We start from the raw sequence: 14,310 nt of genomic DNA on the forward strand, positions 1-14,310 counted from the left end.
CTCTTCAACACGTAAATATAATTCGATAAACTTACACATTCTCCTGCAAATCTTTTAAAAGTTTTGTCAGTTTATGTTGAAAAATTTCACGATCCTGCTCTGTGAAAGGCTTTGGGCCTTTCCCGTAGTGGCCTCTTTTTCGTGCTTTGGCCGCAGTATGACGAGAATCCAACATGAAATCAATGTCACGGTCGTTAAACTCACGACCACGAAAGGATAAAACATAACAACGTTTGCCGAGCGCAAGTGCCGCAAGTCCATAGTCCTGAGTGATAACCACATCATATGGCTTAATATGATTAGCAATATAGAGATCTGCGCTCTGATCACTGCGATCCACTTGCACGGTACGCACCCCTTCTCCCCCTTGAAGCAAATGATCAAATGAAGAGACTAACAGTACAGGGATGTTGAAAAGGCGAGCGGTTTGCGCAATCTCGGTTTTGACCGGGCAAGCATCACCATCCACAACAATATGACGTACATTCAACTCACTCAAACTCAGACCACCCGGTTTCATAAAATAGCTGCATATTGTAATATACGACCCCGGCCAGGCAAAATCCTTCTGCCACAACAAGGGAAATCAAAGGCTAAAATACGGAGCGGTTGTCAAAAATACATTTCACAACCCGTTCCGTATATTTATACCCTCATATATCCTTCTTTAATACTGAATTTTAGCTTTGCTCCAAGTCTGTGGAAAAGGACTCATGAAATACGCCCAATTACCAAACCAACTTGGAAAAATCAGCAAATCCTTTCAAGTCGCGATCAATAGCCGCAAGCAAGGCAAGTCGATTCGCACGGACAGCCTCATCTTCAGCCATAACCATGACCGAATCGAAGAATGAGGTAATCCCATCTTTCCAAGCTGATGCAATAGCCAGTGCTTCAGCAGCATCATGCTGAGTCAATGCCTGACGATATTCTGCATTCGTTCTACTCCATGACTCGTGTAGCTGACGCTCTCCATCTTCTGTGAACAGTTCTGGATGTACAGAAGCAGTGGATGCTTTGGCAGCCAGGTTACCCACACGGTTGAACGATTCAACCGTTGTTTTGAAGGCGTCTCCTGTCAGAACAGCAGCCATCAACGCTTCACCTTTTGGAACTACAGCACTAATATCATCGAATCCAGAAGAGATTACGGCATCCACTACGTCGTAACGAACGGTTTCAGACAACAATTTTTTCACACGAAGACCAAAGAAGTCTTGCAAGTCTTTACGCACCTCTTCATCTGCACGTTTCAACAGGTTCATCTGTGCATGTACTTGGAGTGCTACTCCGAATACGTCTGACAATGTCAGCGGAAGCTTGTGATCCAGCAAAATCTGTACAATACCTGCAGCCTGACGGCGCAGTGCATACGGATCTTGAGATCCCGTTGGAATGATGTTAATGGAGAAACAACCCACGATTGTATCCATTTTGTCCGCAGCACTCACAATGGCACCGACAAGAGACGCAGGGGATTGATCTCCAGCGAAACGTGGCTGATAGTGTTCAAATACCGCTTTGGCCACTTCTTCTTTTTCGCCGGATTTACGAGCGTAATCCTCACCCATCACACCTTGCAGTTCCGGGAATTCACCCACCATCAGTGTCACCAGATCGAATTTGCAGATATCTGCTGAGCGGCTGACCGACTCGGCAACATCAGCGGATACTTGCAGTTTAGCAGCAATTCCATCAGCAATTTTGCGAATACGGCGCACTTTATCTCCAACCGTTCCCAGCTCTTCCTGGAAGACGATACTTTCCAGCTTCGACAATGCATCCTTTATCTGTAACTTCTGGTCTTCCTCATAGAAGAACTTGGCATCAGACAGACGTGCACGCAGTACTTTCTCATTCCCTTTTGCAATAACATCCAGTGAATCACTTCCACCGTTACGTACTGTCACGAAGAATGGCAACAATTGTCCTTCATTGTCCAGTACAGGGAAATAACGCTGATGCTCACGCATGGAAGTAATCAATACTTCTTGTGGAATATTCAAGAATGAAGAATCGAATGTCCCGAACAATACGGTAGGTGTTTCCACCAGGAACAGGACTTCCTCTAACAAATCTTCCTTAATCGCAATATCCCATTTCTTCTCACTAGCCAGTGCTTGAATCTGGGATACAATCATCTGTTCACGTTCCTGAATATCTGCAATGACATGCTCTGAACGCAGCACTTCAACGTATGAAGACGGAGTGGAGATCACGGCCTCCTTACCGAGGAAACGATGTCCGCGAGTTACATTACCCGACTTCACACCTGTCACTTCCAGATCGATGACATCACTGCCCAGCATAGCCACAATCCAGCGGATTGGACGTACAAATTTGAAATCATAGGAAGCCCAACGCATGAATTTCGGGAACGTCATGGCATGCAATACAGAAAGCAATCCTTCGCCAATCACAGAAGCCGTCTCCACACCTTTACTGGACTTCATTGCATAGATATATTCGACACCGTTCAGTTCCTTGAATGTGAACTGGTCCGGTTCAACACCTTGACTGCGCGCGAAACCGAGTGCAGCCTTGCTCCAATTGCCACTGTCGTCCAGGGCAATTTTGCGTGAAGGACCTTTTACTTCTTCCTCTATATCTTCCTGCTTATCAGCCACATTCTGGATCAAAACAGCCAGTCGGCGAGGTGTAGCATACGCATTCACTTCACCATAAGCAATGCGGGATGCATCAAGCCATTTCACGACACGCTCTTGCAGCTGCGCAATCGCTGCGCGCATGAAACGTGCAGGCACTTCTTCCAGTCCGATTTCAAACAACAGATCCTTAGACATGCTCGGCTCCCCCTTTCTTGATCAGCGGGAAGCCTAGCTTCTCACGCTCTTCCATATATGTTGCAGCGACTTGGCGAGCCAAATTACGGACACGTGTGATGTAACCCGTACGTTCCGTTACACTGATGGCTCCACGTGCATCCAACAGATTGAATGTGTGAGAACATTTCAACACATAGTCATATGCCGGGAACACCAGATGCTGTGCCATAGCCTTGTTTGCTTCTTCTTCATGCATGTTGAAGAGTGTAAACAGCATTTTGACATCAGATACTTCAAACGTATATTTAGAGTGTTCGAATTCTGGCTGACGGAATACATCACCATAAGTGATACCTTCCACCCACTCCAGATCAAACACATTTTCTTTATCCTGAATGTAAGAAGCCAAACGCTCCATACCATACGTAATTTCAACAGCTACCGGATTTGTCTCAATTCCACCAACCTGTTGGAAATACGTAAATTGCGTAATTTCCATTCCGTCCAACCATACTTCCCAACCAAGACCTGCACAACCAAGGGAAGGATTCTCCCAGTTATCTTCGACAAACCGAATATCATGTTTGAGCGGATCAATACCCAGGCGTTTCAGACTTTCCAAGTAAATTTCCTGAATATTGTCTGGAGAAGGCTTGATGATTACCTGGAACTGGTGATGCTGGTACAGCCGGTTAGGGTTCTCGCCATAACGTCCGTCCGAAGGACGACGGGAAGGCTCCACATAGGCCACTTTCCAAGGTTCGGGTCCAAGCGAACGCAAAAAGGTCATCGGGTTCATCGTACCTGCCCCTTTTTCCGTATCGTATGGCTGGACAATAATACAGTTATGCTCGGCCCAGAATTGTTGCAGCGTTAGAATCATCTGCTGAAAATTCATAATCATGCTCCTTTTCGATGGTTTGTTGGCAAGCTTAGAACGGTGCAGACAACAATAAATAGCCCCCGTCCTACGCCTGTTGTACAGACGTAGGGACGAGAGCTATTCCCGCGGTTCCACCCTACTTGGCTTGGATCAAACAAGATGATCCTGTTCGTTCCAGCCCACTTTTCCGTGTCCATTCATGCTCCCGAGTGCCGTTTCAAAGACCGATTCAGCCAGGCTTCCACCATCCCCGGCTCGCTCATTCATGATTGCAAGTGTCATACAACGACTTGTCTCCATAAATGCAATAAATCCAGACTTCTACTCTCTCGTTCAATGCATGTCTCATAAAGAGAAATTATATTTCATAATATATAAAATCTAGTATGAAGTCAAGATATAGTTTCACTTCCACAAAAACGCCTCAAATCCCGTACTTCTCCATCTGATCGAGGAAAGAACGGGATTTAAGATTCAGACCAAGCTGATGATCCATAAAAGCACGCATCAGCTTTTTGATCTCATCACGGGTAGATTCACTCACTGATATATTTCCCAAACGCTGCAGATCCAACTGTGCGAACAAACGTAACAATTTCAGAGCCTTTGGACTGACTGACATCGCTGGAGGATCGAAATGTTTGCATGCACGACACAGGACACCACCAAGTCTTGGACTTACAAACAACTGCTCATCCGGTCGCTCCTGATTGCAGGAGATGCACTCGTCAAACTGCGGACCATAACCGGCTGCCTGTAATATCTTCATTTCGTACAGACTTGTTATGACAATCGGATCTTTCTCCTCCTTCAACGCTTGCAAGCACGCCTTCAACTGCTTGAACCAAAAAGCACCTGTCTCTTCATCCTGAAGTACACGATCCAATAGTTCACACGCATAAGAAGCATAAGAGGCCTTGACCAGATCTTCACGCAACTCATGATAGGATTCAACAATTTCTCCAGCGTTCAGTGTGCCTAGACCTGTATTGCGAAAATATACATATTGACCATACGTAAACGGCTGCACCAGTGCAGCATGTCGGCTCTTGGGCTTTTTGGCACCGCGGACGAGTACCCCTACTTTCCCGCCGCTTTCGGTGCAAAGCGTAATGATTTTGTTCCCTTCGCCGTAGTCCATGCTGCGGATGACAATCCCTTCCACCCTGTATAGCATGCCTCGTCACCTAACCATTCCCGAATCAGCCAATTATCCTTCGGCTTCTTCATCTTCAATCACTTCCCTTGCATGATCCGACTCCTGTCCTAACGAGTTACACGCCTCGGTATATAACAAATAGGACTCTACATCCCCCGTCATCGCAAAAACCTTCCACGAAAAATCTCGCATCGGAATTTCATCCTCTCTTCGGAAATGACGTCTGCATCTACCAAATAGGATGGAGTCTTGCAAGGTAAACTATGTGTTGCAATTACTGGATACAAATCCGGTGATTATTCGCGGCCAAAGCCAAGATCACGCAGAACTCGATCCTGATTTCTCCAGTCTTTTTTCACTTTAACCCACAGATCCATGAAAATTTTGGAGCCGAGCAGATTTTGGATATCATGACGAGCTCGTTTACCCACTTCTTTCAAAAGGGCACCCTGCTTCCCGATGATGATTCCTTTTTGCGAATCCCGTTCCACAAAAATGACGGCTGAGATATAAACGACACCGTTATCTTGTACTTTCATATCCTCAATCGTTACCGCGATGGAGTGTGGTACTTCTTCGCGAGTCATCTGCAAAATTTTCTCACGAATCAATTCCGCACATACAAACTGCTCTGGATGGTCAGTAACCTGGTCATCCGGATAGTACTGTGGACCTTCTGGCAAATACTTGCCGAGCTGTTCCAATAAGGTGCTTACATTACTGCCGAGCATGGCAGAAACAGGCACGATTTCAGCGAAATCATGTAACTTGCGATACTCCTCGATAAGAGGAAGCAGCGCTTCCGGCTCGATTTTGTCAATTTTATTCATGACAAGAATGACCGGTGTACGGATATTTTTCAACTGTTCCGCAATATAACGGTCACCGCCACCCATACCTTCCGAAGCGTCAATCAGGAATAGTGCTGCTTCCACTTCTCCAAGCGTGTTCAGAGCAGTCTGATTCATGTAATCGCCCAGTTTGGATTGACGTTTGTGAATCCCCGGGGTATCGAGGAATACGATTTGCTGATGTTCGGATGTGTACACACCATGAATTTTATTACGAGTGGTTTGCGGCTTGTCCGACATGATCGCGATTTTCTGTCCGATCACCTGGTTCATCAGTGTGGATTTACCTACGTTCGGACGTCCAATAATAGCTACAAAACCGGATTTAAATGCTTGTTTTTTCATATGTTCCTCCTCAGGCGCCTAGGCCTGGAATATTGGTTTATTTTTTGGCAGAATTCAGATCAGAAGGCCCAAAAGCCCAAGGTAACAGTTCAGCAACGGTGGTCTCTTGCAGATCACCGTTCATATTCCCCAAGATGACTTTCATATCGGGTTCACACAATTCGTACATCACCTGACGACATACACCACATGGAGCAATCGGACCATCCGTATCTCCCACAATGGCAATCGCTTTGAAGCTGCGAGGTTTCTGCCCACCTGCAATGGCACTGAACATCGCTGTACGTTCAGCACAGTTGCCTGGAGTATACGCAGCATTCTCAATATTACAACCATGATGCACATGTCCTTCACTGTCAAGCAGCGCTGCACCTACACCAAAATGGGAGTAAGGCGTATATGCCTTCGTACGCGCCTTAATTGCTTCTTGCATTAGCAAACCATTATCCATCAATATTCTCTCCCTTAGGGTGCAATATAAAGCTACTGCCTACGAATTAAGTTCAACCAAAGCCAATGTTACACTAGCCACTCCGAGTCCAGAATAACCCTTCGATCGCTGTTATCCCCAGATTTTTTGATTCACTTTTCCAAAGTGAAAATCCGGTGATAAAGGCGAACGCTTCGCTTCTACAGGTTTATTTCTGTCCTCTTCGTTATCGTGTAACGTCTACAAGTTCAACTTAAACAAGGTCTAACTTTATAAAGTTGTGTAGTATTAAAATCACAGAACGAATCAAAATCAGTAAAGACCCAGCCAGCTCATCACCGGCTTAATAAAAACGATACAACCGATGATGACGGCGAATACCGCAGCCAGCAGAACTGCCCCGGCCGCGGTATCCTTCGCCGCTTTTGCCAGCGGATGGATATGGGGATGTGCCAAATCAACTGCTGCCTCTACAGCCGTATTCATCAATTCAGTCACCAGGACCAAAAAGACAGCGGTCAGCACAAACATCCAATCCGTTCTTGAGATTCTGAAAAAAAAGCCGGCTACACACATCAAAATAGCCACTCCCGTGTGAACTCTCACATTACGCTGAGTCCGCAACCCATATGCGATTCCTTCCGCAGCATTGCGGAATACCAGACCCCAGGAGCGCCTTTTCATTATCGTGTCAACCCGGCCTGGGCCAATACCGCTTCTTGTTTACCCATCATTTCAGCCTCACTTGCCTCATCCTGATGGTCATATCCGAGAAGGTGTAAAAAACCATGGACAAACAGAAAACCAAGTTCACGTTCAAAAGAGTGTCCATACTCCTCGCTTTGCAGGATGGTCCGTGGTACGGAAATGATGATGTCTCCAAGAACATCCGGCATTTCTTCCATTTCTTCATCTTCGTCAAGCTCATAGATAATATCAAGCTCTTCATCCACCGTTTCGTTCATCGCAAAAGACAATACATCCGTAGGACGGTCAATACCGCGATAATCACGATTCAACTCATGGATCTGCTCATCGTTCACAAAAGTCAGAGCCACTTCCCCGTCTGCAACACCTTCCGCTTCTCCGGCGAGATTCAGCAACTGTTCCAGCATCGCAATCATCGGTTCTGTAATTTCTTTATCCTGTTGTTCATTATTCCATGCCAGATTAAGACTCATTCTAACATAACTCCTGTCTGCTCAATATTAGAGGTTCTTCAAAAAGTGAAATCAACCCGCTTCGGGTGAAGTCGGCTTTGGTTTCTTAATCTCCTCCGGATATTCTATCCTGGAGTGGAAGATACCCATCACCGTTTCCTTCAATGTTCTGGCGACGATATCCAGTTCGCGCATCGTAAGATCACAATCATTGAATTGATGATCATCCAATCGACCTTTAATAATCTTCTCAATCATGGATTCCACTTGCTCCACGGTCGGTTTGCGCAAAGATCTCACAGCAGCCTCCACACTATCGGCAATGCCAACAATAGCAGATTCCTTGGACTGCGCCTTCGGCCCAGGGTAACGGAAATCTTCTTCAGTAAAATCAGGTTCAACTCCCGCTTCTTCCGCCTGACGCAGTGCTTTGTGATAGAAAAAGTGGAGAAAGGTCGTTCCGTGATGCTGTTCCGCAATATCCCGAATAGGTTTAGGCAGCTTGTAATCCTTCTGCATTTCCACCCCATCGCGTGCATGAGCAACAATAATGGATTTGCTCAGTTTTGGATCAATTGAATCATGCGGGTTCTCCATATTGTTCTGATTCTCAATAAAATAGATGGGACGCTTCGTCTTGCCAATATCATGATAATACGAACCCACTCGGCACAGCAATCCGTTAGCTCCAATGGCTTCTGCTGCAGCTTCGGACAGATTCCCCACCATAACGCTGTGATGATAGGTACCCGGTGTCTCCGTAAGCAACTTGCGTAGAAGGGGATGGTTCGGATTAGACAGTTCCACCAGTTTGAGTGCTGACAAGATACCAAACGATGTTTCGAAAAATGGCATCAGCCCAATGACCAGTATGGCTGTCAAAACGCCCCCCGCAAATGCAAACCCAACGCCATACAATGTCGTAGTTCGGTTCCAATCGCCCGAGTCAATCAAAGCCAGGGTGAAGACGGCTATCGACCCGAACAGACAGACCATAATAGCCCCTTTCAGGATCGTAGATCGCTGACTGGCCTTATGGGTAGCGAAAATCGCAACAAACGACACGAGCACGGCGAAGAATCCTAATTCAAAGTCAAAAAGTTGACCCTGATGGGTGTTCAAAATGATGCTGGATAACATACCGATCAAGATCGAACATACAAAGGCAAGTGACGTATCCAGCAGCAGTGCAATTAACATTGCCCCTACCGCAACAGGTGCAAGGAAGCCTACATACGACCTCTCATTGGTTTGAATAATCGCCGTCACATGCATAACCACTATCGTAATAATAAAAATGAGAACAAGCATCAACAGCTGCGCATTATTATATTTGAAATGCGTTCCGCTGCATTGCTGAATATACATCAGTATTGCTGCCGACAACAGGCAGGAAAACATAAGAAGACCAAGCTGTGGCCAGTAGTTCACTTCGTTTTTCAGCAAATCATTCTCACCCAGCAAAGTATACATCTCCGGGGTGATCATCTCACCTTTGGCAACTAAGGTGTCCCCTTGCTTGATAAAGACGGTTTGCGTGTTCTCACGTGCCTGAACCTTCGCTTCCTTGGTTCCCTCTTCATCGTAGAAGCGGTTAGCGGTCACTACGAGGCGGGCAAGCTCTTGCACTACCTCACGTTGCGTACGCTTACTAAGAGAGCTGACACTTACCATCTCGGCTACTTTGGCACGGGCAGTGGTTGCATCGCTGATCTGATCCGTCATTAACCGGGAAACAATATCCCTCGCAACTGGTTTCATCTCCTGGATATCATCCGATGTCAGGCGCGAGATTTTGATGTAGGTTTCTTCGGGAATACGGTAACTTTGCTCCTGTACCACATTTCTGATCTCTTCCAACAGAGTCTCGGAGTATGTACCGGCTTTCCGATTATTATTGATATAGTTGGTCACAAAGTCCTTATGACGCTGCGGAATTTCATCCCGATAAATATCAATTTTGTCCTGACTTGAAATCTGATCATCCTGATTCAATCGATCTACACGATCAAGCAGGGTTGTCATCAGATTTTCGTTTCGCATCTGCACGATCTGAAATATCGGCTGTACTCGTTCAGCAGCTTCTTCCTGCGCTTTGAGTGTAGCCTTGTTGTTCGGAATCTGCATGGGCGCAGCAATATCCACTTCACTCCGTGTACCTTCCTGAATATCATACCGCTCAGGGAGCAGCTTGGAAGCCAGACTCACGTAGAAAAGAATCACCAGAAACAAAAACAGAAGATAGCGTGCCCACACGCTATACTTCCATCCTGTAGCCTTATTCTGAAAAGATTTGCCTTTTGACGGTTCCTTCGAGGTCACTTTAGACAATCCCTTTCTATGCTTGATTTTCTGCGGCGTGGTTGTAAGCCACGATAATTTTCTGGACGAGAGAATGCCGCACAACATCTTGCTCGGCAAAATGCACAAATCCGATCTCTTCAACTTCGTTCAAGATCGTATTCGCTTCCACAAGCCCGGATTTCTTACCACGCGGTAAATCAATCTGTGTCACGTCTCCGGTAATAACCATTTTGGAGCCAAAACCAAGACGGGTCAGAAACATCTTCATCTGTTCCGGCGTTGTGTTCTGTGCTTCATCAAGAATGATGAACGAGTCATCCAAGGTACGCCCCCGCATGTAGGCAAGTGGTGCAATTTCGATTAACCCACGCTCCAGTGCCTTCGCGGTCTGTTCTTGTCCCATAACGTCATACAGGGCATCATACAGCGGTCGCAGATACGGGTCTACCTTTTCCTGAAGATCACCTGGCAAAAACCCAAGACTCTCGCCCGCTTCAACCGCAGGCCGTGTAAGTACAATGCGTTTGACGCTGCCCTCTTTGATTGCGGCAACAGCCAGTACAACAGCAAGGTAGGTTTTACCCGTACCGGCAGGACCAATGCCAAATACAATATCACGTTTTTTAATTGTAGTTACATAGTGCTTCTGTCCAATGGTTTTGACACGGATTGGTTTACCTCGGTATGTCGTTGTAATCTCGCCCTTAAACAGATCCAGTAGCTGGTCTGCCCGCATATCCTTGGCAAGTTCAATTGCATACTTCACATCTCTTTCAGTTAACACATATCCGTTGCGTATCAATTGCAGTAACACATCAAATAATTGTTCAAGCGATTCCACCTGCTGTGTGCTGCCAAAAATCACAATTTCCGCTTCGCGGGATGCAATCTGGGCGGGAATCTCGGATTCAATCAGTTTAAGAAAAGTATCTTGGGGTCCAAAAAGAGATTGACCCTCTCCCGCACTCTGGAGCGAGATTTGTATGCTGCGTGTTTGCTCTGACAAATATCCTCATTCTCCTTGACTATGGACTAGCGGAAGTTCCTCCGCAATGCTTTCTTCTACTTCAAATAAGACTTTCATATAAACTTTACCATTCTCTTTCTTCTCATGCAAAATTTTTTCACTTATAATTTTCGTTCCTTTACCGTTTTTGGCAATAATATCGTTCCTTGCTCCTTCTAATCCTTTCGTTCTGGCCCATTCTATCGTCTGCTGCTCCTCATGCTCTCGGGTCTCCAGATCTTTCTCTGTCAGCCAACCCATCGGGAGTGTGAAGGATCGCCACGTCAATGGTCTGTGATTACTCTCGGTATCAAATGAACTGAACGGTGTACTTCCGTACCCCCACAGTTGGATCGCCCATTTTCCCAGTACCATGTAAAAACGTTCTTTGCTCTCACCTGTCATTGTGTTATGTTTTTGCACCAACGGGACCTCTACCTGATACTCACGCCATACCAGACCACGAACTTCGCCTTTGGCAACGATGGTTTTGGTGTTCTCCTCATCCCCGAGAATCCCCGATATTAATACCTGACCCTTTTTGACACGCATGTCCTTCTGAACAACAGGGCGTCCCTGCTCCGCATAGATTTGAGTGACAACAGCATCTGATTTGCTGATCAGATGTCGGGGATTCAGTAATGGCTCGCGCTTGGGTTGCGCCGATTCCACGACCTGAATGGTAATGGTTGTCCCCTCTTTGCTCACGCCAATCCAGGTTACATCCGGAAGAGCGAGTGCAAGCTGTCTGGAGAGCTTGTCTTGGCTTGGCAAGCGGAACCCCCATTGGAAAGGATATATCCCCTCTTTCTTCGCTGCTGCGAGCACCTCGTCCGTAGGAATGGTAACGTTACCCTTGACCTCTACATCCCATACCATGGATGACAACACAAACAAAGCTGCTACAAAAAACAGCATTCCCCCAAGAAAGAACTTCCTGCGTAATAATCGGGCTGCAAAAAAGGGGAAACCGCTGCGGTGGGTCACTTTCACTCTGCAGCCTGTCCGTTTCAACACAGGACGCAGCCTGAAAAAATGCGGCAGCAGAATGTTCATCTCTGCCACGCGTCCATCGTGAGCACGCAGGTTCCACACTTCCAATCCCTGCTCTGCCACCGTGTTGATCAATGTTTCAATGTCTCCCCCAGTGACCGTGATTCGGACTGCTCCCCGCAGTTTAGACAGACTGGGCTGCTTCATCCGTTCCCCTCCACTCCATTCATATGAATATCCAGAATCGTTCCTTCAACAGCTACTTCATCCGGCAAAATGTTACGTATCACCAAGGCAGTTCCTTTGATCTCCAATTGGCCTTGGGAAAGAGCCAACACGATGCGATCCGGGGTGAAATGGATGACACCGCGATGATTCTCTATATACAGTTGCTTACTGCCGATCAGGGTTAACCGTGGCATATCATAAAGCACATCCTGCGGCAGATCCAACACTTCACTGGTCCATCTGCGCAGCTTGCGGCTGATCCGGGTCATTCGAAGGTCTTCCCCCTTCCTCTACAGTTCAACTTATGCGCAGATTCATGAAATTATGAAAATTCCGGGGCGTGTTAGGGACGAATGTTGAGAAAAAAGGATTGAACACAGAAAAAGCCATCTCTGGCGGCTTCATGCTCACCAGAGACGGCTCTAATTCCGTCCAACAGTTTAACCTCTTTACAGTTTCCCTCTTGTACCAAACGGTTGCTTGGAACGGGGCGGACCCAATACTTCTGCCCATATGACGCCCTTACGAATATCTTCAGGACGAAGTTGGGAATTTCCCGAATCACTTGTGTCAACTTGATCCCAACTAGAATCAGACACAACTGGTTTGTTCGAAGGAGAAAAGCGATTTAGCCTTTCATGAATCAAACGTTGTTGCCTCTCAAATTCTTTCTTTTGTTGGTCAAGCGAACGTTCCATCCCGCCACTGAAATCTCGACTACCTACCTCATCTGAAGGTCGCGAAGAATTCGAATGTCCTTCATTAGGCTGATCGTAATGGTCTTCATTATATTGGTTTTCATAAGGTTCATCATACTGATTCTCATACGGTTCATCGTATCGAATTTCACGGGAAGACTCAGTCCGTGAAGATTGCTGCGTTGAGGTCTGAGAAGCAGGTGAACGCTCCGAGTCACCGCTGCCTCCGAACGTTGGCATCCCATTGCCTGGACGCTTTTTATTCGGATCAGCAGATTTAGCCGCTTTTCCCAAGAAGGAAAAGAGTGCAAAACCAATAACAGCTACAATGTACAGATTATTAAAAATCCATTCAAATAGGCCCATATGCATTCACCGCCTATCTTCCGTTTTTGGAATCACCCTGATCGTTGGAATTCGAACCTTCACCAGGTTTTCCCAATGTATTGCGCATTTGAGTATCCGCTTCAATATTTTTTAGATTCATGTAATCCATAACACCAATTTTCCCACTACGCAAAGCCTCTGCCATTGCAAGTGGTACTGCGGATTCCGATTCAACCACGCGTGCTCTCATTTCTACAACGCGTGCTTTCATCTCTTGCTCTTGTGCTACGGCCATTGCACGACGCTCTTCCGCTTTAGCCTGAGCGATTCGTTTGTCTGCTTCTGCCTGCTCCGTTTGCAAGAAGGCACCAATGTTCTTACCTACATCAACGTCCGCAATGTCAATAGACAGAATTTCAAATGCAGTTCCGGAATCAAGCCCTTTAGACAAAACAGTACGTGAGATCAGATCTGGATTTTCCAATACTTCTTTATGAGAGTCCGCCGAACCGTTCGTACTTACGATACCTTCACCAACACGGGCGATAATTGTCTCTTCACCAGCACCACCGACAAGTCGGTCAATATTAGCACGAACTGTAATTCTTGCTCGAACATTAACTTCAATACCATCTTTGGCTACTGCGGAAACGACTGGCGTTTCAATTACTCGAGGATTTACACTCATTTGTACAGCTTGCAATACGTCACGACCTGCGAGGTCAATGGCAGCAGCACGTTCAAATTCCAGTGGAATGTTCGCACGTTGTGCAGCAATCAGAGCATTTACAACGCGGTCAACGTTACCACCAGCCAAGAAGTGGCTTTCCAGTTGGTTCATTGAGAGTTTAAGACCGGCTTTGGTTGCTTTAATCATTGGATTAACGATACGGCTGGGCGTTACACGTCTCAGTCTCATCGCTACCAGTGTAATAATGCTTACGCGTACGCCGGATGCAATCGCCGAAACCCAGAGCATAACCGGGAAAAAGCTGAAGAATACGCTCAATACGATAATACCTACTACCGCAATGAGCAAAATCGTAATCGTAGATGTGTCCATTGTTTAATTTCCTCCATTTGCAATTTGAATTTGATAAAGACAGTCAGAGAAGACATTCATGAGTGCGCTGCTAAAAT

The 14,310-nt window shown here is 46.3% G+C and carries 16 protein-coding genes; all 16 read right to left on the reverse strand.

What is annotated here, in order from left to right; genetic code table 11:
• Positions 1–31: 31 nt before the first annotated feature.
• Positions 32–499 carry a YaiI/YqxD family protein gene (locus tag NLBNIHML_RS08410; RefSeq protein ID WP_445252748.1) on the reverse strand — a complete coding sequence of 156 codons (468 nt, stop codon included), beginning with the start codon at positions 497–499 and terminating at the stop codon, positions 32–34.
• A 229-nt stretch (positions 500–728) separates the two neighbouring features.
• A complete protein-coding gene (glyS, locus tag NLBNIHML_RS08415) occupies positions 729–2,804 on the reverse strand; it encodes a glycine--tRNA ligase subunit beta (RefSeq protein WP_342570686.1) in 2,076 nt (691 codons plus the stop codon).
• A complete protein-coding gene (gene glyQ / locus NLBNIHML_RS08420; RefSeq protein WP_017687252.1) occupies positions 2,797–3,684 on the reverse strand; it encodes a glycine--tRNA ligase subunit alpha in 888 nt (295 codons plus the stop codon). Before glyQ ends, glyS begins: the two co-directional genes overlap by 8 nt.
• A 135-nt stretch (positions 3,685–3,819) precedes the next feature.
• A complete protein-coding gene (locus NLBNIHML_RS08425) occupies positions 3,820–3,951 on the reverse strand; it encodes a hypothetical protein (protein ID WP_472476933.1) in 132 nt (43 codons plus the stop codon).
• Between the two features lie 142 nt (positions 3,952–4,093).
• Positions 4,094–4,846: a DNA repair protein RecO gene (recO, locus tag NLBNIHML_RS08430; RefSeq protein WP_339236016.1), complete on the reverse strand. Its 753-nt coding sequence runs from the start codon at positions 4,844–4,846 to the stop codon at positions 4,094–4,096.
• A gap of 33 nt (positions 4,847–4,879) precedes the next feature.
• A complete protein-coding gene (locus NLBNIHML_RS08435; RefSeq protein WP_091013993.1) occupies positions 4,880–5,020 on the reverse strand; it encodes a YqzL family protein in 141 nt (46 codons plus the stop codon).
• Positions 5,021–5,124: 104 nt separating this feature from the next.
• Complete coding sequence (gene era / locus NLBNIHML_RS08440) at positions 5,125–6,024, reverse strand: GTPase Era (RefSeq protein WP_145151051.1); 900 nt, start codon at positions 6,022–6,024, stop codon at positions 5,125–5,127.
• 37 nt (positions 6,025–6,061) lie between these two features.
• Positions 6,062–6,475, reverse strand: coding sequence for a cytidine deaminase (locus NLBNIHML_RS08445; RefSeq protein WP_494354153.1), 414 nt, complete (start codon positions 6,473–6,475; stop codon positions 6,062–6,064).
• 291 nt (positions 6,476–6,766) lie between these two features.
• Complete coding sequence (locus tag NLBNIHML_RS08450) at positions 6,767–7,138, reverse strand: diacylglycerol kinase family protein (RefSeq protein WP_017687246.1); 372 nt, start codon at positions 7,136–7,138, stop codon at positions 6,767–6,769.
• Positions 7,138–7,635 carry an rRNA maturation RNase YbeY gene (gene ybeY / locus NLBNIHML_RS08455; RefSeq protein ID WP_036674804.1) on the reverse strand — a complete coding sequence of 166 codons (498 nt, stop codon included), beginning with the start codon at positions 7,633–7,635 and terminating at the stop codon, positions 7,138–7,140. The genes NLBNIHML_RS08450 and ybeY overlap by 1 nt, the downstream gene beginning before the upstream one ends.
• A gap of 51 nt (positions 7,636–7,686) precedes the next feature.
• Complete coding sequence (locus NLBNIHML_RS08460; RefSeq protein WP_339236022.1) at positions 7,687–9,936, reverse strand: HD family phosphohydrolase; 2,250 nt, start codon at positions 9,934–9,936, stop codon at positions 7,687–7,689.
• 16 nt (positions 9,937–9,952) lie between these two features.
• On the reverse strand, positions 9,953–10,924 hold the full coding sequence (locus NLBNIHML_RS08465; protein ID WP_339236024.1) for a PhoH family protein: 972 nt from the start codon (positions 10,922–10,924) through the stop codon (positions 9,953–9,955).
• 6 nt (positions 10,925–10,930) lie between these two features.
• Entirely contained in the window at positions 10,931–12,124 is a 1,194-nt protein-coding gene (gene yqfD, locus NLBNIHML_RS08470) for a sporulation protein YqfD (RefSeq protein ID WP_339256476.1), read from the reverse strand.
• Positions 12,121–12,414: a sporulation protein YqfC gene (gene yqfC / locus NLBNIHML_RS08475; protein ID WP_017687241.1), complete on the reverse strand. Its 294-nt coding sequence runs from the start codon at positions 12,412–12,414 to the stop codon at positions 12,121–12,123. Before yqfC ends, yqfD begins: the two co-directional genes overlap by 4 nt.
• A gap of 180 nt (positions 12,415–12,594) precedes the next feature.
• Positions 12,595–13,209, reverse strand: coding sequence for a YqfB family membrane protein (locus NLBNIHML_RS08480; protein ID WP_472476925.1), 615 nt, complete (start codon positions 13,207–13,209; stop codon positions 12,595–12,597).
• Positions 13,210–13,222: 13 nt separating this feature from the next.
• On the reverse strand, positions 13,223–14,233 hold the full coding sequence (gene floA, locus NLBNIHML_RS08485; protein ID WP_472476923.1) for a flotillin-like protein FloA: 1,011 nt from the start codon (positions 14,231–14,233) through the stop codon (positions 13,223–13,225).
• Positions 14,234–14,310: the final 77 nt, after the last annotated feature.

This window comes from Paenibacillus sp. JNU01, assembly GCF_059130585.1.